The sequence below is a fragment of the Enterococcus sp. AZ048 genome, from assembly GCF_051715125.1.
GTDB classification, from domain to species: domain Bacteria; phylum Bacillota; class Bacilli; order Lactobacillales; family Enterococcaceae; genus Enterococcus_A; species Enterococcus_A gilvus.
Genome location: NZ_JBIOTD010000002.1, coordinates 802,751 through 823,814, shown reverse-complemented (window position 1 = coordinate 823,814; position 21,064 = coordinate 802,751). Strand labels below are relative to the sequence as shown.

The 21,064-nt window shown below is 41.6% G+C and carries 22 protein-coding genes; 18 read left to right on the top strand and 4 right to left on the bottom strand.

Features of this window, described 5'->3' with window-relative positions:
- The first annotated feature begins 540 nt into the window (after window positions 1-540).
- The 4 genes from IGI66_RS17670 to IGI66_RS17655 all read left to right on the top strand — a co-directional run bounded on the left by IGI66_RS17670 (window position 541) and on the right by IGI66_RS17655 (window position 4,181).
- Complete coding sequence (locus tag IGI66_RS17670; protein ID WP_438849786.1) at window positions 541-780, top strand: hypothetical protein; 240 nt, start codon at window positions 541-543, stop codon at window positions 778-780.
- Between the two features lie 144 nt (window positions 781-924).
- The gene (locus tag IGI66_RS17665) at window positions 925-1,236 is read left to right on the top strand and encodes a hypothetical protein (protein ID WP_316407927.1); all 312 of its coding nucleotides are present in this window, start codon (window positions 925-927) and stop codon (window positions 1,234-1,236) included.
- A gap of 518 nt (window positions 1,237-1,754) precedes the next feature.
- Complete coding sequence (locus IGI66_RS17660) at window positions 1,755-2,984, top strand: MFS transporter (protein ID WP_438849895.1); 1,230 nt, start codon at window positions 1,755-1,757, stop codon at window positions 2,982-2,984.
- Window positions 2,985-3,260: 276 nt separating this feature from the next.
- Complete coding sequence (locus IGI66_RS17655; protein ID WP_438849785.1) at window positions 3,261-4,181, top strand: Rpn family recombination-promoting nuclease/putative transposase; 921 nt, start codon at window positions 3,261-3,263, stop codon at window positions 4,179-4,181.
- A gap of 66 nt (window positions 4,182-4,247) precedes the next feature.
- Here the strand turns inward: IGI66_RS17655 and IGI66_RS17650 are convergent, their stop codons facing one another.
- Window positions 4,248-5,420, bottom strand: coding sequence for an AI-2E family transporter (locus IGI66_RS17650; protein WP_086305334.1), 1,173 nt, complete (start codon window positions 5,418-5,420; stop codon window positions 4,248-4,250).
- A 212-nt stretch (window positions 5,421-5,632) separates the two neighbouring features.
- Between IGI66_RS17650 and IGI66_RS17645 the strand changes: the two genes are divergently transcribed.
- Window positions 5,633-6,175, top strand: coding sequence for an acyl-CoA thioesterase (locus IGI66_RS17645; RefSeq protein WP_010778799.1), 543 nt, complete (start codon window positions 5,633-5,635; stop codon window positions 6,173-6,175).
- A gap of 85 nt (window positions 6,176-6,260) precedes the next feature.
- Here the strand turns inward: IGI66_RS17645 and IGI66_RS17640 are convergent, their stop codons facing one another.
- Entirely contained in the window at window positions 6,261-6,776 is a 516-nt protein-coding gene (locus IGI66_RS17640) for a hypothetical protein (protein WP_114525839.1), read from the bottom strand.
- A 172-nt stretch (window positions 6,777-6,948) separates the two neighbouring features.
- Between IGI66_RS17640 and IGI66_RS17635 the strand changes: the two genes are divergently transcribed.
- From IGI66_RS17635 to IGI66_RS17620, 4 genes are all read left to right on the top strand, one after another.
- Window positions 6,949-7,365, top strand: coding sequence for a hypothetical protein (locus IGI66_RS17635; protein WP_438849784.1), 417 nt, complete (start codon window positions 6,949-6,951; stop codon window positions 7,363-7,365).
- A 345-nt stretch (window positions 7,366-7,710) separates the two neighbouring features.
- The gene (locus IGI66_RS17630) at window positions 7,711-8,415 is read left to right on the top strand and encodes a MarR family winged helix-turn-helix transcriptional regulator (RefSeq protein ID WP_316407932.1); all 705 of its coding nucleotides are present in this window, start codon (window positions 7,711-7,713) and stop codon (window positions 8,413-8,415) included.
- A 17-nt stretch (window positions 8,416-8,432) separates the two neighbouring features.
- Window positions 8,433-8,873 (top strand): GNAT family N-acetyltransferase, encoded by a 441-nt coding sequence (locus IGI66_RS17625; RefSeq protein WP_438849783.1) that lies wholly within the window; start codon window positions 8,433-8,435, stop codon window positions 8,871-8,873.
- Between the two features lie 38 nt (window positions 8,874-8,911).
- Window positions 8,912-9,079, top strand: a complete 168-nt coding sequence (locus tag IGI66_RS17620; RefSeq protein ID WP_010778794.1) for a hypothetical protein — start codon at window positions 8,912-8,914, stop codon at window positions 9,077-9,079.
- Between the two features lie 45 nt (window positions 9,080-9,124).
- On the opposite strand, the gene IGI66_RS17615 is transcribed toward IGI66_RS17620, so the two are convergent.
- Entirely contained in the window at window positions 9,125-9,535 is a 411-nt protein-coding gene (locus IGI66_RS17615; RefSeq protein ID WP_438849781.1) for a hypothetical protein, read from the bottom strand.
- Window positions 9,536-9,729: 194 nt separating this feature from the next.
- Between IGI66_RS17615 and IGI66_RS17610 the strand changes: the two genes are divergently transcribed.
- Both IGI66_RS17610 and IGI66_RS17605 read left to right on the top strand, forming a co-directional pair.
- Entirely contained in the window at window positions 9,730-10,152 is a 423-nt protein-coding gene (locus IGI66_RS17610) for a VOC family protein (protein ID WP_316407938.1), read from the top strand.
- 192 nt (window positions 10,153-10,344) lie between these two features.
- Complete coding sequence (locus tag IGI66_RS17605) at window positions 10,345-10,908, top strand: hypothetical protein (protein WP_288227769.1); 564 nt, start codon at window positions 10,345-10,347, stop codon at window positions 10,906-10,908.
- Window positions 10,909-11,013: 105 nt separating this feature from the next.
- Here IGI66_RS17605 and IGI66_RS17600 read toward each other — a convergent pair whose 3' ends face one another.
- Entirely contained in the window at window positions 11,014-12,558 is a 1,545-nt protein-coding gene (locus IGI66_RS17600) for a hypothetical protein (RefSeq protein ID WP_438849780.1), read from the bottom strand.
- Window positions 12,559-12,692: 134 nt separating this feature from the next.
- On the opposite strand from IGI66_RS17600, the gene IGI66_RS17595 reads away from it, so the two are divergent.
- The 7 genes from IGI66_RS17595 to IGI66_RS17565 all read left to right on the top strand — a co-directional run bounded on the left by IGI66_RS17595 (window position 12,693) and on the right by IGI66_RS17565 (window position 21,060).
- On the top strand, window positions 12,693-14,249 hold the full coding sequence (locus IGI66_RS17595; protein WP_438849779.1) for a PTS transporter subunit EIIC: 1,557 nt from the start codon (window positions 12,693-12,695) through the stop codon (window positions 14,247-14,249).
- Window positions 14,250-14,258: 9 nt separating this feature from the next.
- Window positions 14,259-15,647 carry a class-II fumarase/aspartase family protein gene (locus IGI66_RS17590; RefSeq protein ID WP_438849778.1) on the top strand — a complete coding sequence of 463 codons (1,389 nt, stop codon included), beginning with the start codon at window positions 14,259-14,261 and terminating at the stop codon, window positions 15,645-15,647.
- The gene (locus tag IGI66_RS17585; protein ID WP_438849777.1) at window positions 15,640-16,110 is read left to right on the top strand and encodes a PTS sugar transporter subunit IIA; all 471 of its coding nucleotides are present in this window, start codon (window positions 15,640-15,642) and stop codon (window positions 16,108-16,110) included. The genes IGI66_RS17590 and IGI66_RS17585 overlap by 8 nt, the downstream gene beginning before the upstream one ends.
- Window positions 16,111-16,170: 60 nt before the next feature.
- A complete protein-coding gene (locus IGI66_RS17580) occupies window positions 16,171-16,980 on the top strand; it encodes a Cof-type HAD-IIB family hydrolase (protein WP_438849776.1) in 810 nt (269 codons plus the stop codon).
- A 79-nt stretch (window positions 16,981-17,059) separates the two neighbouring features.
- The gene (locus IGI66_RS17575) at window positions 17,060-17,824 is read left to right on the top strand and encodes a MurR/RpiR family transcriptional regulator (RefSeq protein ID WP_003127877.1); all 765 of its coding nucleotides are present in this window, start codon (window positions 17,060-17,062) and stop codon (window positions 17,822-17,824) included.
- Window positions 17,825-17,974: 150 nt separating this feature from the next.
- On the top strand, window positions 17,975-19,183 hold the full coding sequence (locus tag IGI66_RS17570) for an enolase C-terminal domain-like protein (RefSeq protein ID WP_438849774.1): 1,209 nt from the start codon (window positions 17,975-17,977) through the stop codon (window positions 19,181-19,183).
- 14 nt (window positions 19,184-19,197) lie between these two features.
- Window positions 19,198-21,060 (top strand): glucose PTS transporter subunit IIA, encoded by a 1,863-nt coding sequence (locus IGI66_RS17565; RefSeq protein ID WP_438849773.1) that lies wholly within the window; start codon window positions 19,198-19,200, stop codon window positions 21,058-21,060.
- The last annotated feature ends 4 nt before the right edge of the window (window positions 21,061-21,064 follow it).

Genomic DNA, 21,064 nt, shown 5'->3' with positions numbered 1-21,064 from the left:
TGAAAACTATCGCAGCAGCCAGGGATGATGATTCAAAATTTGGTCTAATTAAAAAGGAGGCGATAGAAAATGATGTTCATTTCTACTGTCTACGTCTTTTCGATCACTTTCCTAAGACAAAGGCTTCGCCGGCAGCTAAGACATGGATTCGTTCGGGATTAATGACTTTACCAAAAAGATCACTTGGATCGCCATTAAGGTCGCTAACTTTTTTGCCATTTTCTTAATGACTGATCAAATAATTGGTTTCTTGCACTAAGATATTAAAAAAGAGACCTTCTTCACTCAATGATCCGTCTCGAATGACACTATAAAATTGTTATCGATTGTATAGATGATTTTCGTGCGATTAGGCGTTACAATCGTGTTTTTCTTGAGAAATATCTAGATCGATAAAAAGAACAAGTGTAATTTATATGCGTTCTTTTGAATTTTCTGACAATTATGGCTTCCTTCGTGCCGTAAAAGAAAACAAGAAAATTAAGTGTTTTCTGGAGCGGCGGATCGTGTTACTATTGTGGCGCAAACTTAAGGGGGACTATGGTGAGAGTATCAGATTCAGTTGAGGTTGGGTTTACTTACGAATGTCATGCGGTCGGGATCAAGAACATTGTTGTTGGCGTGGTGGAGCAGCTTTATGGAAATACAGTAATGATCAATGTGCTTCGTTGCCATCAAAGCGACCGAGCTGCTGTGATCGAACGTCAGAACAAACTATTAGTAAGGTATAAGAACGTCTATACTTGCGGCGAAGCAGCAGAAGGTCAGGCTTGTTTCTAAAAAATCATGTGAATTATTTCTTTTGATAAAAAAACATTTTTTAATAACTAGCGTTCTAATTGATGTTTCAGAATGATTATTATAATCTTATTATAGATATTCTAATCTAAATGCAATCAAAAATTAAGGGAGAGCAAATTTATTATGAAAATGACTGCAACTATCAAGGTTCCAGAAGCAGCAAGGATCACTGATGCACACAGAGAATTGGTCGAGCGCGCGAGACAGACGTTATTGGATAAACAAAAAGCAACGCCCATCGCTTTACTAGGTACTCAGCCGGTGGTAGGCATGTATTATTGGATTCTTTGCGAGGTAGAACTGCCAGAAAATCGCGGAGAAACATTAACGGTCTATAAGATTTATCAAAGCCCAAGAAATGAAGTGGCTTTAATGGAAGCAAAGGCCTATGAGTACCCACCATCAACGATAGACCAATACAAAATTTCAGCATAAAAACGACGAGCAATGGAGTGGCAAATGCCAACAGGAATCCATTGCTCTTTTTTGATCGCGTAGAACACGTTCAACAGCACAGACAGATAGAAAATGAACAGTCTTGAGTGCCCACATTGACAGGAAGAAAGAATGCATAGTATAGTTACTGAGAAGAATTTAAGAGTTAAGCAAAGTTTATGTCATGAACGGGGTTGTATTTTTGAGCGTAACAATGTCTATGTAGATGAATTTAATAGCCGATAAGCAATTGTTTATTTGGCGTGTCTATAGATATTCTTACATTCTCAATCATCATTCATATGAACTTGCTTATATCGAGTGTCCGTTGAATACGACTATTGAGAGCTAGGAGAAATCCTAGCTTTTTGCGTGCTCTATTTGACGATTCTCACTTAGACATAGACAAAAAAACACACCATCGATCAACTCGTTGGTGAACATTGCGTGAAGGCTCATCCGATTTTATTTTATAGGAGGTTTTCACTTTGAAAAAGAATAAAAAGCGTCAATGGCGCATGAATGTTCAATTATTTCTCATGAGTCAATTTTTAACCGGTATCACGAGTATGACCGTCCAATATGCGATTATCTGGTACCTTACTGAACAAACGAAGTCTGCAACGATCCTAAGTTTTGCGACATTATTAGGTATGCTGCCTATGGTTGTATTGAGTCCTTTCGTGGGTCCCTATGTGGATCGCTTGAATAAAAAAGGGCTGTTGATCGTTCCAGATTTGATTGCGGCTTCATTCGCGATTCTTCTATCTGTGACGGGAATCGTAACCGGCACTTTTCCATTCTGGCTGATTTTTGTCTCTCTATTCATGCGAGCGGTGACTCAGACGTTTCAAACGCCGACGATTCTAGCTATTTTACCGACCATTGCTCCAAGAGAAGAATTGACAAAGGTGAATGGGCAATTAGGTATGGTTCAATCCGCCAATCGAATCATTGCTCCAGGCATTGGCGCGTTTCTTTTTTCGCTGATGCCCTTGCATTTATTGTTACTTTTGGACGTTTTAGGCGCATTATTGGGTCTACTGTTGTTGATTTTCGTAAAAATACCGAATACTTCGGAGCATTCTGGGAATACGCTCGCATTAGAAGATACGAAACAAGGGATCAAAGACCTGCGAAGTAAACATGGCTTATGGATCATCGTGCTGATCGGCGCGCTGTCGTCAATCTTTATTATGCCTGCCGCCAGCATGTATCCGTTAATGACGATGGGTTATTTCGATGGCACGGTCAGCAACGCAGGATTTGTGCAAATTATTTATTCTATTGGAATGTTGGTAGGGGGCTCAATTATCGGTGTGTTTGGAAACTGGAAGGATCGAATCAAGCTGCTCCTATTATCGTATCTAGTGATCGGTGCAACGTTAGCTGCTAGTGGACTTTTACCAGCAAATAGCGCAGGCTTGGTTTGGTTTATTGTCTTAAGTGCTTTTACAGGGGTCGCTGCGCCTTTTTTTGATACCTTATTAATGGCGATGATCCAGCAGACCTTTCCAGTCGATCAGCTCGGACGAATCATGGGTGTCGTGATGGCATTATTGAGTTTACTAGCGACATTGGGTTTAATTTTCGCAGGCCCACTAGCAGATCGCATCGGGGTAGAAAAACTATTTGTCATTGCAGGACTCGGTATTATCCTGTGTGCCATTCTAAATTGGCTCATTGTTCCAGCCAAAAATTACGACAAACAGTTACAGGCAGAGAACAATCCAACGATTTCTGAATAAAAAACGACTCTATAGAAAATGTCGTAGCTTTAGACAACACCTAGGAATCGCTCGTGAGCTTTTTGTGACCATAACCTTAAAAATTAGTCAGTCAACACCCGCGATCGAATTGATCGGCTGCGGTTTTTTTGTCTGGATTCTTCAAGCGAATCCGTCCTCTTTTTGCGTAATTTACCCATAGAAGAACTTTGATAGTGCCGCAATTTCCATGCTATAATGAGGGCGAGAAAAGCCTTTCATAGAGCGAAGCGACGCTGTCTGAAAGGTGGGAAATCCATGCCGAATTATTTGCCGACGAACGATCTGCTGTTTAAGAAAATCATGACCTCCGAAGATTCCCTGTATATCCTGAAGGCCTTTGTGAATGACCTGCTGGGGACCAATTTCAAGACCCTGCGTCCACGAGAAACGTACCATATCGACAGCTACAAACGCACGCTCCAAAAAGAAAACGGGGAAGAAATCTGCCGCACAGAAGTCGACATCCTCGCCACTGCCGAGGACGGCAGCCAAGCCACCATCGAGTGTCAGATCCATGCCCACGATTATTTCCACGAGCGTGCGCTGTTTTACCTCGCCGAAGCCTACCGTTCGCCTTATGGAGACATCAAGAAACAGAGCGACGCCAAGCCAAGCAGCTACGCCAGCCTGCGCCCTGTTTACGGCATCAATATTATGGGGTATGACCTGTTTAATGAAAAAGAGCACGCACTGCAATTGTTTCAGCTGCTAAACGCCAAGACCCAGCAAGTATTCGTAAATCGTGCAGGCAAAGAACTCCTTCTCCTGTGCTTTTTCAGCCTAAAAAATCACGTACGCGGACGAAACACCGCGCTGTATCATTGGCAATATTTTTTTACCACAGGCGACGCCGCAGAGGATGCCCCAGAGTACATAAAAGACGCCAAAGCCAAAATCGATTACCTATCACTAGAAAGCGAGGAAAAAGAAATGATCATGCGAGCAGAAAAAAATCGCGAAATACAAGCCCTCGAAATCAGCACGGCCGCAAGAGTGGCGAGGGAAGAAGGGGAGATAGCAGGAGAAATAAAAGGTGAAAGAAAAGGGAGAATGGAAGAAAAGAAAGAAACAGCAGTAAGTTTACTCAAAATAGGTCTTTCTTTAGATGAGATATCAATGGTGACAGGCCTAAGTCTTTCTACAATTGAAAAACTGGCGGCTATGAATAACAAATAATCTTATTGAAAAAAAGTGAGACAGTTGCGGCTTGTCAAAAACAAGGCAACTGTCTCACTTTTTTTGTTAATAATCGTCTTCTGAAAAACCGGTGTTGCGATAGGCGCCTTCATCAGAAAAGTACTTGTTGTAGCGCTGTTTGAATTTGCGGAAGGTGAAGACGACGAGCAGCTTGATCATAGAGTAGATCGGTATTCCGAAGATCACGCCGACGAGTCCCAGCAAATCTCCCATGACCAGCAAAACGACCAAGATCGTGATCGGATGGATCTTTAGGCGGTCGCCCATGACACGGGGAACGACTAAATCACCGTGAAGTAATTGGACCACGAACCAGGCGATCACGAATTTCACCACCATAAAGGACGAGTCCTGAAAGGCAATAAATAACCCGGGTAAGAAGGCTAAAAATGATCCGATGTAAGGGATGATGCTCAATATTCCCGCAGCAAAGGCGATGACGGTTGCGAACTGCAATCCTAATAATAGGAACACGACCCAATAAATCACACCTAGTAACAAAGAAGCGATTACTTGTCCTTTTAAGAACGCGCCTAACTGCTGATTGGCGATGTTGATCAAGGTGCTAGAATCTTTTCTAAAGCGCGGTGGGATCATTTCGATGACCGCATTGTACAGCTTGTGGGGACTCTGGATCAAAAAGAAGGCGATGATCGGTCCGGTAAACAAGGTGATCGCGGTGCTGGAAACGGCTGAAAAGATCGTGCCTAAGCCTTTGGCGCCGTCTTGCCAGTTGTTGACTAAATAATTCAGCCCTTCTTTGGTCAGCTTGTCCAAAGAATTCAACGCTTGATCCGAAGAGGCAGCAAAAGGTGTCGCATCCAAAATATTTCTGATGGCTTGTTGAAAATCATCCATATATTTAGGGAATTCTTTGATCAGATCCTGTGTCTGCTCTTGGATGACGGGCACCAGACGAGCGCCTCCGAAAAAGAGGAATCCCAAAATGACCACATACGTCAAGACGATGCCGATCGTACGGGATACACCCTTTTTGTTAAGAAAGTTTACGATCGGATTAAGCAGGTAATAAAGCAGTAACGCAAAAATCATCGGGGGCAAAACAGTGGTAATGATCACAAGGATCGGCCGGAAAATAAAGGATACTGTATTTAACAAATAAATGGCTAACGCACTTAGTATGACCAGCCCGATCATGTAATAGGAAGTTTTACCGCCAAAAAACTGAACGAGTTTTGAAGGTTTTTCTTTTTCCATAGTATGACGCTCCTTATAAGATAGAATAAAATGGAATCCCCGCCGCGCCTTCATGGAGTTGTCTGCGAAGAATGGAACGGAAATTCTGTATAGAACAAGTATACCGAATGTGCTTTCTGCTGTATACTTTTCCGAATTTTTGAAAAAAAGCGTCGAAGATGGGATAATTCAAATGGAAAGAATAAAATTTGAAAACTAGAAAGAGTGATTTTTTGACTGAAGCACGAACATGCCGCGAATCCCGCGTCATCCAAACCCACCGTATTTTCCCGTTTGACTTAAATCCATTTGGGTATCTATTCGGCGGGAAGCTGATGACCCTGATTGATGATGCGGCGTCCATCGCCATTTCTCGCCATTGCCGCAGAGGCGCCGTGACGGCATCGCTGGACAACCTGAATTTCTTGAAACCTCTGCACGCCAATCATTCTGTCTGTGTGAAGTGCTATGTTTCCGGCAGCCACAATAAATCGATGGAAGTCTTTGTGAAGGTGATCGGTGAAGACCTCGCTACAGGAGAACGCTATTTGGCGGCGACTTGCTTTACCACCTTCGTCGCTGTTCCGTCTCATATGAATGAAGAAAAACAATTCACCGTTCCTCATGTCGTCCCCGAGACAGAAGAGGAAAAAATGGTCTGCGGCGGCTACGAGAAACGGCGAAACCATCGCTTGAAGGAACGCACCGAGTACCAAAATTTCGCCGCCCTGTTGTCCACGGATCTGCCATGGTCCGATGAAGGGACAGGCGATTAGAGTTAAATTACTGAAAGAAAGCCTGCATCCGGTTGGTTGCAGGCTCTTTGGTGTGCGTAAGGATGGTATGTAGGAAGACCTTTCTTTACTTGTCCTCTGTGGGAATCTCTGTGAATTTTTCCATCGCCCACAGATTCATACCTGTCTCATTGGCATCAATTTGGCTAAGCAGGATCTTCCGTTCCTCGATCGTCGCAACAAAATCCGTGCCATCTTTTGGGTGATCCAACGATGAAAGATGCAGGATGTTTTTTCCATTCATAAAATAAGACCCGTAGTCAATCTTATACAATTTTTCTTTGCTTCCGGGATAGTCGTAGGCATCGATGGTTCCATCATCATTGAAGGTCAAAATAAAGGACCCATTGTACCATGAGAAAGACCGCAGCAAATGGGTCAAATCCGTCGCAGGGTCGATCCATTCTTTGTGTTCCTTGTAATAGTCGCCAGTCGTAAAGGATGCCTGTGAAGTTTCTGTCGTGCTGGCGCTCTCCTTTTTCGTTGCCATCGTTTCCGAGGAAGTCTGGTGTGGTGTTGCTTGTGCACAGCCGGAAAACAGTAGACTTCCTGTCAGCAGCCATCCAAGTATAAATTTTCGCATCGTTTGTCCTTTCGTTTCTTTTTAAAAAAGTATAGCACGCACAAATAAAAGAAAAAAGCTATTAAATGGAATTTAGTGAAGGATAAAATAAAGTTTTCTCATATTTATAGGCGACTCTTCTTGTTATTATTATACTAAGTTCAAATGAACTGAAATGCAGGTGACAGGCAAGATGTATCACGCGTTGAACAAAAAATTTATTCGATACATTTTAGAAATCATGCTGGCGGCAATCTTTATTAGCGGGCTCTTCTTTTTATTTTTCATGGGCTTCACGTATCATTTTCATCCGTCTAGCCACGAATGCTCGAGATTATTTTATCGATCCTTCGATATTGTTCCAGCGATAGTAATAGGTGCGCCGTTTCGTCGCAAGCATTATTTCAACGGCGCGATTCGCGAAGAATTGGCTTTGCTTGAGCTGGATATCGACGCGCTTACGGAGGCGCAGAGGGAGAAGCCTATCTATTTTGTAAAATGGCGGAAGATCCATGTCAAACGAAAATACCAGAAGGCGGTCCTCCACGAGATCGAACGACGGATCAGTCAGCAGGACGGGCATAAAATCCTTTCAAAGCGTTATGAATAAAAAACACTGAGTAAACTTTTTTCTCTGATGAAGGCTTACTTGGTGTTTTTTTAGTTGATTCGGACGTTAGTATCAAAATCTCGCGCTATTCGTGAAAGCAGCGAGGAGGATTGGAGGTATGAACAGGAGATTCTTCTAATTAGATGAAATCTTGAATGTACTTCCAGTGACAAAGAATCAAACAAATAACAGCAATCATCAGACGATTGTATCTTGCGAATCAGACCTGCAAAAATTTTTTCGGAGTTATCCATTGACAATGATTAGGTACCGAAGTATACTAAATTCAAATAAAGGTTAGGTACCTAAAATATAGGTGCCGAAACAAAAAGGAGAATGAGAACGATGAGTGAATACACAAAAGAATTATTGAAGCGGTTATCGTATGTCGGATCTGCGAGTCGTCGTTTGATGGATACAGGCAATTGTCAGAAAAGTGCACCGACCCAACAATTGGTTTTGGATATTTTAGCAGAAGAAGACGGCGTGACCTCTGGCGTCTTGGCGGAGATCTTGGATATGCGGCCAAGTTCAGTAACAGAAATTTTGAACAAATTAGAAAGTCGCGGCGAGATCAAGCGACAGGAAGATGAGAATGACAAACGGATCAAGCGTATCTATATCACGGAGGTTGGTCGTAAAAAGGCGAACCTCAACAAGCCGAAGGAGCGTTCGGAAGAATTTTTCGCCGGCTTGACTGAAGACGAGCAGCAAACGCTGGATCAATTATTGAATAAGGTCATTGATGGTTGGACAGAAGATTTCGGCGGACGGCCAGAATTTCCGAATGATCCCTTTGCAGCGATCGAAGCATTGAAGGCGATGAAGCTGCAATTCGATCCCCACATGGAAGAGTTTGGACGGATGTCGCCAGCCGATCGCCGCAAATTAAAGCGCGCATGGAAAGAGCAAATGCGCCAGCAATTCGGCAGAGAAGGCTTTGGCCCAGGTTCCTTTGGTCCAGGCCGCGGTCCTATGGGTCCAAACGGCGGACCAGGAAAGAACCGTCCCCACGAACAACCACACGATAGTGATTGGGAAAACTGGTAAGAAGGAGGTCGTTGTCAATGAGAATTGAAAAGGCTGAATTATTTAGCAAAGCACACACCGGTGCAGTCAAATTACGCAAGCAGGTGTTAGGCGGAAAGATCGATTGGGAGAAAGAGAAACGTCTCCACGTCTTTGTCGCCATCGAGAATGAGGAAGTGGTCGGAACAGCATCGATCCAATTGTATCCTTTTGGGATCGCCCGTGTCCGTCAGGTCGCTGTTTCTCCAGATCATCAAGGACACGGAATCGGGGATCAGCTGATGAGCCGTTTAGAGGATTTTGCTCTAGAGGAAGGCCATTTTCGCCTCTTTTTGACGGGTCGGAAAAGCGCCCATCTTTATTACATGAAACGGGCATACCGCCCGATCCTCGTTCCCTTTACGAAACACGACCTCTCATTTATTTGGATGACCAAAGCGTTGTCCCCTGAAGAAGTCCCTGCATTTTCGCAGCAATAAAGATGTCCCTGTGCTCCCAGAAAAAGGAGGAATTAACTATGAAGGAGTTATTTGACCCAAAAAGAATGAAACAAACGGAAAAGAAGCATGCCATCAAAGATCTGGAAAAGCTACGGATCGAATTCGAGGCGAAATCTCGGTTATTCGCGACCTCGCTAGGAATGATCAATTATCAGAAATACCATAACCTTTATGATCTTGGATAGTCAAAAAAACGTTGAGAAATTCCTTCTCAACGTTTTTTTATATCCTTAATTAAGGAACTGCATAAGCAACAATAATCCCGTAATAATCATCACGAAGACAAAAAGGACGATAACCATATTTTTGAGAAATTTGTTTTCTAAAGAGCGTGCCTTGAGAATTTCCAAGAGAGAAAAAAACCCGATCAAGAATAGAAGTCCCTTGGATACATAAGGATAATACTGAAAAGGCAACGCGGCATAAGCGGCGACAAATGGAAAGAGACAAAGTGCGCCGATCAGCGACAGGACCACAAAGGCAAGCAGCAGCATCGCCCGCGCCTTCTTGTTTTTGATCAAAAGGACCGCCGCCGTCCCTCCAAAGAGGCTGATTAGAACAGAAGATACACCAAATAAAAGAATCGGCAGAAGAATAAAAATCAGAACAAGTGGCAAGAGGACTAACACGACATGAAACATGGCCTCACTCCTTTTTTAAATGCCAGTTTCTTCTATTATCTGTGAAACAATCCAGAGAAACAATAGCAAGTTTTGGCTGAGGTAGTTGAAGCTGCCTTTGGGCAAGCACCAGATATGGAAAGCGCAGATTTTCCTGCATGTAGACTTCATTTGCTGCATTTGCTAAGGTAATGTTGAGAAGAGGAGGAGAAAAGATGAAACAAAGTATTGTACACTTGGCGCTGGTGGTAGATGATTACGACGAGGCGATTGCGTTTTATACGCAAATGCTCGATTTTGAACTCATTGAAGATACGTATCAACCTGAACAGGACAAACGCTGGGTCGTAGTGTCTCCCAAAGGATCACAGGGGACGACGATTTTATTGGCAAAAGCATCAAAACCCATCCAAAAAAAATTCGTTGGCGATCAAGCGGGGGGACGGGTCTTTTTATTCCTCGGTACCGATGATTTTCAACGAGATTACCACAAAATGCTGGAAAAAGGGATCGTATTCGTCAGAGATCCGAAAGCTGCGGCGTATGGCACGGTGGCGGTATTTGAGGATTTGTATGGGAATCTGTGGGACTTGATTCAATTTTCCGACGACCATCCAATGAAGCAACGAATGTTTTAACAGTCATTCACGACTGCCGCTGAGACGCGGCAGTTTTTTACTCTTAAATAAGCACAAACGAAGAAGATAAAAGCCGCATCGGTTTAAAAACGATAGGAACCTTTTTTCAAAAAAATATTTTGATTGTAATTAATAGAAAGTATCGCTTAAAAGGTATTAAAATAGTAAAATTTAAGTATAGGAGGGGTTTATATGAAAAAGAAACTTGGGTTAATTGTGTTTGGTATGATGATTAGTATGAGTTTGGCGGCCTGTAAAGGGGACGATTCGGCGTCTGCACCTGAGCCGGGGTCGACGGCAACGTCCTCGAAGGTGAAGAAAGAAAAGGAATCTTCCGCTTCTTCAGAGGTCAAACAATCCAGTGAATTACCGAAAACGGCAGATTCGACAAAATCAGCAACGAAGCAGGATGATTCCTTTTATTTTGATTTGATGATCGAGGCGGCGCAATCTCAGCTCCCTGCTTTACAAGAGCAAATGGGAGAGATGTATTCGGACATCACCATCACAGCAGGGGAGAACCACACCATCGTCTACACCTACACGTCTAGAGAACATCTGGGGTATGACATGGATATGGAGGCGCTCAAACCGGTTCTGATAAAAGGAATGAAGCCCGTAATGGAATCTGTTAAGGGAATGTTTCCAGATGCCAAGATCCAAGTCATTTATTTAGCACCGGATCAAACGGAGATCGGGAATATCACCATTACGCAAGAAGACATTGACGCAGCCGTAGGAGACGAAGCAATTTAGGCAGTAAGACAAAAAACTATAAATGAATTCAAACACTCATCACTGAACGGTCATTCTTTAATCATCGTTCAGTGATGAGTGTTTTGTGTTTTATATAGATTACTTTTAAACAAAGAAGTTTGGGTACTCATTAGTCAAAAAAGCAGATAACTGATTGGTTGGGAGCGCCTCTATTTTTTCAGCAAATGTTTCGGCTACCAGTTTTCGGTGAGAATTAAGAGAGAAATTCAGCTTTGTTAAATATTGAATATCTTCATCATGTAAATAGTAGTTCAGTTTGATATTTGGATACTCTTGCTCATTTAAAATTGAAGAGATCCGATTCGAAAAGGTAATAAGTGTATCAAATTTCAACCCTTCAAGTTGATGGATTTCTTGGATATTGATGTAGGAGACCACCTCGGTATCAAAATAATACGTCAACTGTTGCGCGAAAAAATCACTTTTTTCTTTCGCTGAATTTGTGACGAGTACGATTTTTTTTCGATTTCTTCCAGAGATTTTGTTCTTTAGAACGTGTTCTCGAAAAAGCAAAGTGAGAGTGCTTAGCTGATAGGTATCTAAAAATACGTACTTCGACAGTGTCGTTTCATAAAAATAGTCGACTAGCTGATAGAGAAAAGAAAACTCCTTTTTGACATCGTCAAGCTTGTTGTCATAAAAATCGAAGCCCAGTTCGTTGCGAAAAAGGCACTTGTAAAGATAGTTTTCGATCGACTGCGACAAGGAGTGCTTGGTATAAAAAGTCGTGATGATCCGCTGCTCAATAAAATCGATCAGTTGTGTAGAAACATCTCGTAGCTTCATGTCTTGGTGATAAAGGGTCCGAATACCGCCATCAAGACTGGCTAAAACGGCATTGAACGTCCGATTTTCTTCGCCAGAGGCAAAAAAAGGATAGTTGGGCGGTTCGGAAAGAAAGTCTGTTTTTTCAATAATCCTTTGTTTATTGGAAATTCGAAAACGGCTTAACTGAACATAGATGTAGAGAAACTTAGTTCCAGTGTAATTAAAAGCAAGGTCATTTTCCCCTAAGAACTGAGTTAATTCATCGCTTGTCGTTTCGTCAAGGAGTGTCTGTACTTCTTCGTAAATGAGATTTTGTAAAGGTGTATTGGCCTTTCTTGCAATAACCGCATTTTCTTCGTTGATTTCGATGACTTTGCTGATTATATGCGTAGCCTTGATGCGCAAATTTTCCTCATTCCCGTTGATGGTAATGCCTTTTCCACGAATGGATTCAAGCGACAACTCATTCTTGACTAGTTCCTCCAAAAAAAGTGAACGGTCTCTTTTTTTTGTCGATTGACTAATCAGCAGCGTGTCATAAATATTGGATAGGTTGATGGAAGTATTTAGTATACTTTTTGTTATTAAATAATCTAGGCGTTCCTCTACAGTGGTGACGAAATCCGAAAGGGTCAGAGACTGGATAAATTGAATCAGTGTTTGGTAGCTAAGTTGACTGATCACTGCAGATTCAGTGATAATGAAGTGAGCATCCGTTGGAAGGTAGTCGTTCAATGAGTGGATCGACCGACGGATTGTAGCAGCAGATCGCTGCGTTTTTTTCGCAAGCTGATCAATAGAAATGCGTTTTTTTTCTTGTATACGATTAGCTAAGTAAAGGTCAAAAGAATTAACCGTCATAATATCGCCCCCTAGTCATTTTAAGTATAGCATGGTCCGATCTTGAAAAAAATACGAAGCAGAAGCGGACCTTGTTGGGGAAACGCTTGCATACTACACTACAAGTGTATTCGAATTACTGAGGAGGAGAAAAAATGAAAGACGATATCAAAAAAGGAATTCAGAAGTTTGGCCGTTCGTTATTGCTGCCAATAGCAGTCATGGCACCAATCGGAATGGTGATGGGGTTAACAAATGCCTTATCTCAAAGCTATATGATTGAGCAGGTCGCATTCTTAGGAAATCCAGCAGTACAAGCCATTATTAATAGCCTAAAGACGATTACAAGTGTCGTATTTGAAAATATTCCCTTGCTGTTTGCGATGGGGGTTGCTTATGGGATGTCGAAAAAGGACAAAGGGATCGCAATTTTTTCAGCGGTTTTAGGGTATATCACTTTACTAGTAGTCGTAAATGTCTACTTGACGCTGACCGGAGCACTTGCAGATGCAGAGACAATGGCCGAAGTTGGACAGGGGATCGTGTTAGGAATTCAGACATTGAAGCTAGATGCTGCTGGCGGGATCATTGCAGGCTTAGTTGCTGCGAAGTGTACCGATAAATTTTATAAGACACAATTGCCACTGGCCTTCGCTTTCTTTGGCGGAAAGAAGTTTGTTCCGATCGCGACGTTTTTCTTCATGATTCCATTAGGGTTTATTATCCCGATCGTCTGGGGATTATTCACGCAGCTATTGATTTTCATCTCACCAATCTTTATGAACGATACCTTTGGTGTGGGAGCGTATTGGATCGCACACCGGGCGTTGATCCCATTTGGGTTGCATCATGTATTGGCCTCTATCGTCCGCTTTACTGAGGCTGGTGGTGTTTATATGATCGACGGTGAACAGTTTATCGGCATCCTAAATGCAGCAAATAAAGTCTTGTTTGACTTAGGACCGGATCATCCCGCGTGGAGTATGGCGCCTGATCTGTTTAAATATTTAGCGTCGGGTCAAATGCTGACTACCCTATTCCGTGTACCTGCGATTGGATTAGCGATGTATCATACCTCGTTTATTGACAATAAGAAAATTGCAAAGGGCGCGATCTTGACTGTCGTATTAACAGCCTTTTTAGGGAATATCACAGAGCCTTTGGAATTTTCATTCCTATTCATCGCCCCACAATTGTATGTAGTGTATGCCTTATTGTGTGGTGTTATGGCTATTCCGTTGAACTTCTTAAACATTGGGATTGGCTACATTCGTGGAACGATCTTTGATTTTGGAATCTTCGGGCTGATGTATGAGAACACTAATTGGATCAATTTGATTCTGCTTGGTGCAGTGAATTTTGCGGTCTTTTATTTCGTTTTTAAATACGCGATCAAGAAATTCAATCTTGAGACGTTGGGGCGTGAAAAAGGATTGAAGAACAATACGTTGCTGGCGGAAAAACAATTTGGAAAAATCGCAGACATCGTGTTGCCTGCATTGGGAGGAAAAGAAAATATCAAAAATATAGATAATTGTGTTTCTCGTTTGCGAATTGATCTCGTTGATCAATCGAAAGTTGATGTGGAAGGGTTAAAAGACTCAGGCACATCCGGCATCTTTTTCCCGCAAGAGAATCATATTCATGTAGTTTTTGGACCGTATGTTGAATTTGTGAGAAATGCGGTTGATGACGCACTGAAAAAGGGGTAGGTGAAAAGTATGCGAGCATTGTATGATTCAAAAAGCAAAACATTAGATGATCACGGCATCAAACAGCTTTTAAGCAATGAGACAAAGTATCAAGCGTGGCTGAAGGTAGAAGCAGCTTTGGCGAAAGCGCAAGGGGAACTAGGAGTGATCCCTAAAGCAGCTGCACAAAAGATCAATGAAAAAGCCGTTATCGAGAATCTGGATTTTGAAAAGATGGAGGAAATCTATCGTAAGGTGGGTCATGGATTTGTTCCATTTTTAAAAGTATTCGTGCTGGCGTGCGATGAAGAAAGTGGGAAGTTTATCCACTTTGGTGCGACAACACAAAATATCCAGCAAACCGCACAGAATTTGGTCATGAAACAAGTTCACGAAGGCTTCTTGGACTATACCTTGACTATATTGGATAATTTGAACGACTTAGCCACAAAGCATGCAGGCACCGTGATGGCAGGACGTACCCACGGAAAGCACGCCATTCCAATCACTTACGGCTACAAGGTTTCTGTCTGGATATCGGAGCTGTTGATGTCTTTAGAACGAATGCAGGAAGTCGAAAAGCGTGTGTTCACAACGATGATGGGTGGAGCAGTCGGGGCTTTCAATTCTACAGGTGAGATCGGATTGGCCGTGCAAGATCGAGTAGCGGAGATTTTGAAATTAGAGCCAATGATGGTGCCTTCTCGAAATATTAGCTCGCCAAAAATAGAATACCTTAATACACTGCAGCTCTTAGCCAATAATTTGCATAAAATCGCAGAAGAGGTATTTCAGACGTCCATCGAGGAATTCGGCGAGGTGGCAGAAGGATTTACGAGTGGGACAGTCGGCAGCAGTACGATGCCTCATAAGATCAATCCTAAGCTGTCAAAAGGAATCATTGCAAACGCGCAAATGATGTATTCTTTGTCCACCGTCACTTATTGTTCAGCCGCAAGACCTTTTGAGGCCGACAGCACGTCAAACATGCTTCTTGATGGTGTAATGATGCAAGCGTTAGAATTAATGACAGAAATTTTGATGCGAGCAGAGGAGTTGACCAGGACCTTGACTGTAGACGAAAAGAGAATGCAGGAAAATGCACACATCAACGCAGGTTTAGACAATAGCGAATATATCATGATGCAGATCGCACAGCAACTCGGAAAGGACCAAGCGCATGAACTGGTCTATGAGTTGGCGATCGAAGCAGAGCTGACCCATCGAAGCTACAAAGAAATTCTGATGGAAAATAAGACCATCACACAATTGTTCTCAGCTAAAGAAGTAGAAGAAATGCTAATGCCTGAAAACTACATCGGACTGTCAGCGAGAATTGCAGAAGATGTTGTGAAAAAATCTAAAGAAGCGATTCAATTAACCAACGAGCGCTTCCAACAGGAGCGAGTCTATGTTTAACGTATTTAAAAAGAAAGCTTTAACTGAAATTTACGCCCCTGTGGCTGGGGATATCCTTAATCTTGAAAAAGTGAGTGACCCAGTCTTCTCCTCGAAATCCATGGGGGATGGATTTGCCGTCATACCGAAAAGTAACGAACTTTATTCACCAATCAAGGGTAGCGTCGTTTCCATTTTTCCAACGAAACACGCCATTGGATTAGTAGATGAAAGAGGAAACGAGGTATTGATTCACATCGGTATTGACACGGTTGCTTTACAGGGTGAGGGATTCACGATTTTTGTCACAGAAGGGCAATCTATTGGGCCTGAGACGAAGCTTGCAGAAGTGGACTTTTCTTATCTAATGCAAAAACAAAAAGAAACAACAACCATGGTGATTTTTACCAACCTGGCGGAGCGAACGCTTACGATCCATCAAGGAATGACTGATGCTGGCGTAGTGATCGGTAAAATAAAATAACGAGGAAAAGTGTGGCGTGATTCACGTGCCACACTTTTCCTCGTTAGAAGGAGTGAAGAGATGATTCAGATGATCGCGGTAGATATGGACGGAACTTTTTTGGATGATCAAAAAATGTATGATGAGTCAAGGTTTGCCAGACAGTTCAATCAAATTAAAAAACAGGGGATCAAATTCATCGTGGCTTCCGGGAATCAGTACATTCACCTAGCCAATTATTTTCCAGGATATTTAGAAGATCTCTGTTTCATTTGCGAGAATGGTGCATTGATTGTCGAACAAAAGCAAGTAATTTATGAGTGTCCATTAGATCCGATTCTGATAAATGAACTTTTGAAACTTTTACTTGAGGACGAGCGAATAGCTCTCGATCGATTGATTTTATCTGGAGAAAAAGCCTCTTATATCCTCAGTCATACGAAAAAAACGTTCATAGAAAGTGGAAAATTCTTCTATCATAATTTGAGATTAGTAGACTCCTTATACGATCTGCCGGATAAGATTTATAAAATCACCGTCAATTTTAGGCCAGATAAAAAGGAAGAAAATCTCGAGACATTAAAGGCTACTTTTCAGGAGCAAGCAAACATATTGACCAGTGGTGTTAAAGCAGTGGATATTGTTTCTCGCAACGCAGGAAAAGAAAAAGCCATTGACTTTTTACAAAATAGGATGGGAATCTCAGACCGTGCACTTGCTTGCTTTGGCGATAATATGAACGATTTGGGAATGATAAAAAAGGCAGCATATGGATTTGTCATGGGAAATGGCAAAGAGGCATTAAAACAGTACGCGTATAAAATCGTAGGGACCAATAATGAGCAAGCGGTTTTACAAGAAATTGACTGGATTTTATCTTTTGGGGATTAAGAGTATTATTTAACTGGCTATCGCTAGGAACATTGTTTTGTAATACAATGAAGAAAATACCTTAACGAGGTGAAAAGCAGTGTCTATTAAAACAGAAGAGCTAGTTAGTAAATATTTTTTTGACCTTAATGAGAATGATCTAGCAATCTGGAAATACATTTCTAACAATAAAAAAGAAGCCTCAGAATCAACATTAGTTAATTTGGCAAAAAAATGCAATTATTCCAAATCTAGTATTCATCGTTTTGCTCAAAAAATATCATATAAGGGTTTCTCTGAATTGAAGTATGCACTTAAAGCAGAATTAGAAGCAGAAGATTTGGAAGGAAACTTAATTGATCAGTATGTTTCGATTATCGCTAACTCTATGAATGAAATGAAGTACCGGGATTTCTCAACGATTTTTCAACTTATTCAAAGTAGTAAAAAAGTCTTTATTTATGGTACAGGAACTCTGCAAAGGGCTGTCGCACAAGAGATGCGTCGGGTCTTTCTAGCAGGTGATGAACATTTTTACGTGGTTGAGGGGGTTGATGAGATCGGTTCCCTAACGGATACGTTAACGACAGAAGACTTGGTTTTTATTATTTCATTGAGAGGACGATCAGACAACGCTCATTCCTTTGCTAAAGACTTGAAGGTGAAGGGTGTCCCATTTGTTGTGATTACGAGCTTCTCAGAGAATCAAATCGCCCACTTCAGTAATGAAAATATTTTTGTTAATTTGGAGCAAGTTCCTATTGGTAATTGGAAAAAATACAGCGTGTTAGATCCCTATTTTATTTTAGTAAGTATTCTATTCTTACGCTATATGGAATATAAACAAAAAAAACTCTCTAATTAGGGAGTTTTTTTCTTTGACTATCTGGGAAAAATTTCAATTTTTGGGAAAAGAATCTAATGCTGAATCATTTATTTAAGTTCACAGACGCTATAGGCAGAAAAAAAGGATTCGCTTATACTTGAGTCAAATTTAAGAAAGAGGTTTTAACAAATGATGAAAGCGCTAGTAATTGAAGATATTAAAGTAATTACCACGGCTCCAGAAGGCATCAACTTAGTAGCAGTTAAAGTGACAACGAATGACCCAAGTATTTATGGAGTGGGTTGTGCAACATTTACACAGAGATATGAAGTAGTCGTAACAGCGATTGATAAATACTTAAAACCATTTTTGATTGGTAAAGATCCGCAACGGATAGAAGATATTTGGCGCACGGCTTCGGTGAGTAGCTATTGGAGAAACGGTCCGGTATTGAACAACGCTTTGTCAGGAATCGACATGGCACTTTGGGATATTAAAGGGAAGCTGGCGAATATGCCGCTTTATCAATTGTTTGGTGGAAAGGTTCGTGATGCTGTTCCAGCCTATATTCATGCCGATGCACAAAGTGTCAGTGATGCTGTTGAGTTAGTGCAAACGCGAGTCGATCAAGGCTGGAAACAGATTCGTGTACAGATTGGCGGGTATGGCGGAAATAATCAGGCGATGCATTTACCTAAGGAGAGTACTCCCGGTGTTTACTACGATCCAGATGTTTATATGAAGACAATGATTGAAGGGTTTGAAAAATTGAGAGAAAAATTTGGAGACTCGATCAAGCTTTGTCATGATGTGCACGAACGCTTATCTCCCAGTGAAGCGGTAAAATTTGCTAATCAGCTGGAGAAATTTGACTTGTTGTTCTTAGAGGATGCATTGCCGCCAGAACAAGTCCAATGGTTTGAGCATTTACGAAGCCATACCCATATTCCGCTAGCAATGGGAGAACTGTTTAATAATCCCCATGAATGGACGGGGCTTATCCAAAACCGGACAATCGACTATTTGCGATTGCATCTGAGCCAGGTGGGCGGAATTACACCAACAAGAAAAATTATTTCCTTGGCAGATGCTTATGGTGTGCGAACTGCGTGGCATGGCCCAGGTGATATGACAGGGATCGGGCATGCGGTGAATACGCATTTAAGTATTACTTCCACGAACTTCGGTATCCAAGAATGGAGTTGCAGCATTAAAGAGAATACGTACAAAGTATTTCCGGGAACACCGGTTGCAAAGGATGGGTACATTTATCTGAATGATCAACCAGGTATTGGTGTCGATATTGACGAGGAAGCAGCGGCGGCTTTTCCAACACATGATCGGATGGCTGACTGGACATTGTGCCGTTTGCCAGATGGATCTGCAGGAAGACCTTAAGGAGGAGTTAAAAAATGAATCAAAATAAAGATGTTATGGTAGCAAATGCAATCATTGAAGCGATTGGCGGAAAAGAAAACATTCGAGCTGTAGGACACTGTTCCTCACGCTTGCGTTTGACCTTGAACGACAAAAAAGTAGTTAACGAAGCTGAGATTGAAAATATTGATGGGGTAAAGGGACAATTTTTTGCTGGAGAGCAATACCAGATTATTCTTGGAACGGGATTTGTTGATCGTGTGTATGCTATTGTGGTTGGAAATACGAGTACTGAGTTAAATACAGATATTAAAGGCGATCTATATGAGGGGATGTCTTTACCTAAAAAAGTATCGCGAATTTTAGGGGATATTTTCATTCCAGTTATTCCAGTTTTGGTTGCTACCGGATTATTTAGCGGTTTTATCAATTGTATCAACGCTTTTGGTGTAGAAATGAACCCAAATGTTTTGACAATCGCAACTATTTTGATGAAAACAGCTTTCACATTTTTGCCTGTACTGATTGCATGGGCGGGGATGAAGCAATTTGGTGGAAGTCCAGTGTTAGGGATTGTTCTGGGTTTGATGTTGGTCAACCCGTTGTTACCAAATCCTAGCGATGTCGCTAAAGGGGTAGCAGACGCAATTACATTTACGTTTTTCGGATTAGATTTGAATGTTGTAGGTTATCAAGGTTCGGTATTACCGGCCCTAATGGTGGCGATCATAGCCGCAAAAACGGAAAAAGCACTAAAAAAGAAAGTTCCTGATGTTCTTGATTTGATTGTCACACCATTTACAACGATTTTAGTTGCTGGATTATTAGGTTTGATTATCATTGGTCCAATTTGCCAATACATTGAATTGCTTGTTTTGGGTGCTGCAAAAGCAGTAATTGGTTTACCCTTCGGATTAGGCGGTTTGATTATTGGAGGAACGCAACAAGCCATTGTTGTCACTGGAATGCATCATATATTTTTGGCTTTGGAAACAGATTTGTTAGCGAATACGGGCTTTAACCCATTTAATGCAATGATTACTGGTGGAATTATTGCACAAGCAACTGCGGCCTTAGTAACTGGATGGAAAGTTCAGGATAAAAAGAAACGTGGCTTTTTGATGTCGGCTTCATTGCCAGCTTTCTTGGGGATCACAGAGCCAGCAATCTTCGGAGTGAATCTAAAATTTGGCAAACCGTTCCTTTTTGCCTTAACAGGTGGGGCAACTGCGGGTTTAGTTGCAGGATTGTTACATGCTAAAAGTACTGGTATGGGTGTGGCAGCTATACCCGGAATTGTTACTTATTTGTATAGCGCAACTGGTATCAGAGATTATTTCATTATTCATTTAACGGGAATGATTGTATCTGGCGGATTGGTCTATTTCTTTTTCGACCCTAATGAAGCAATGGAACAAGAAGAACAGAAGAAAGGGATTGTCAAAGAAGCTGGACATGAAAAGATATATAATCCAGTTCAAGGATATGTTGTAAAAATCACAGATGTTAATGATCCCGTTTTTTCAAAGAAAATGATGGGTGAAGGATTTGCGATCAAGCCAGAAAATGGACAGGTGTATGCACCGTTTAATGGAACGATTATGTCAATTTTTCCTACAAAACACGCCATAATCATCAAAGGTGAGCATGGAGAAGAAGCATTGATTCATATGGGGATTGATACCGTAGAATTGCAAGGTAATGGCTATAATATTCTAGTAGAAGAAAACGAAAGAGTCACAAAGAATACGTTGTTAGCAGAAATTGATCTATCTCTTTTGAAGGAAAACAATAAGGATACTTCGATTATGGTTGTTTTTCCTGAAATGAAAGATCCTCATTTAACTGTTCAGTATGGGATGCAGATGAATGGAAATGAGATAGGAAGTATCGTTTGAAAGA

Bases quoted from the DNA above. Each gene is read 5' to 3' on its own strand.
- IGI66_RS17670 (WP_438849786.1), top strand. From the start codon at position 541: ATGGTGAGAGTATCAGATTCAGTTGAGGTTGGGTTTACTTACGAATGT.
- IGI66_RS17665 (WP_316407927.1), top strand. From the start codon at position 925: ATGAAAATGACTGCAACTATCAAGGTTCCAGAAGCAGCAAGGATCACT.
- IGI66_RS17660 (WP_438849895.1), top strand. From the start codon at position 1,755: ATGAATGTTCAATTATTTCTCATGAGTCAATTTTTAACCGGTATCACG.
- IGI66_RS17655 (WP_438849785.1), top strand. From the start codon at position 3,261: ATGCCGAATTATTTGCCGACGAACGATCTGCTGTTTAAGAAAATCATG.
- IGI66_RS17650 (WP_086305334.1), bottom strand. From the start codon at position 5,420: ATGGAAAAAGAAAAACCTTCAAAACTCGTTCAGTTTTTTGGCGGTAAA.
- IGI66_RS17640 (WP_114525839.1), bottom strand. From the start codon at position 6,776: ATGCGAAAATTTATACTTGGATGGCTGCTGACAGGAAGTCTACTGTTT.
- IGI66_RS17635 (WP_438849784.1), top strand. From the start codon at position 6,949: ATGTATCACGCGTTGAACAAAAAATTTATTCGATACATTTTAGAAATC.
- IGI66_RS17630 (WP_316407932.1), top strand. From the start codon at position 7,711: ATGAGTGAATACACAAAAGAATTATTGAAGCGGTTATCGTATGTCGGA.
- IGI66_RS17625 (WP_438849783.1), top strand. From the start codon at position 8,433: ATGAGAATTGAAAAGGCTGAATTATTTAGCAAAGCACACACCGGTGCA.
- IGI66_RS17620 (WP_010778794.1), top strand. From the start codon at position 8,912: ATGAAGGAGTTATTTGACCCAAAAAGAATGAAACAAACGGAAAAGAAG.
- IGI66_RS17615 (WP_438849781.1), bottom strand. From the start codon at position 9,535: ATGTTTCATGTCGTGTTAGTCCTCTTGCCACTTGTTCTGATTTTTATT.
- IGI66_RS17610 (WP_316407938.1), top strand. From the start codon at position 9,730: ATGAAACAAAGTATTGTACACTTGGCGCTGGTGGTAGATGATTACGAC.
- IGI66_RS17605 (WP_288227769.1), top strand. From the start codon at position 10,345: ATGAAAAAGAAACTTGGGTTAATTGTGTTTGGTATGATGATTAGTATG.
- IGI66_RS17600 (WP_438849780.1), bottom strand. From the start codon at position 12,558: ATGACGGTTAATTCTTTTGACCTTTACTTAGCTAATCGTATACAAGAA.
- IGI66_RS17595 (WP_438849779.1), top strand. From the start codon at position 12,693: ATGAAAGACGATATCAAAAAAGGAATTCAGAAGTTTGGCCGTTCGTTA.
- IGI66_RS17590 (WP_438849778.1), top strand. From the start codon at position 14,259: ATGCGAGCATTGTATGATTCAAAAAGCAAAACATTAGATGATCACGGC.
- IGI66_RS17585 (WP_438849777.1), top strand. From the start codon at position 15,640: ATGTTTAACGTATTTAAAAAGAAAGCTTTAACTGAAATTTACGCCCCT.
- IGI66_RS17580 (WP_438849776.1), top strand. From the start codon at position 16,171: ATGATTCAGATGATCGCGGTAGATATGGACGGAACTTTTTTGGATGAT.
- IGI66_RS17570 (WP_438849774.1), top strand. From the start codon at position 17,975: ATGATGAAAGCGCTAGTAATTGAAGATATTAAAGTAATTACCACGGCT.
- IGI66_RS17565 (WP_438849773.1), top strand. From the start codon at position 19,198: ATGAATCAAAATAAAGATGTTATGGTAGCAAATGCAATCATTGAAGCG.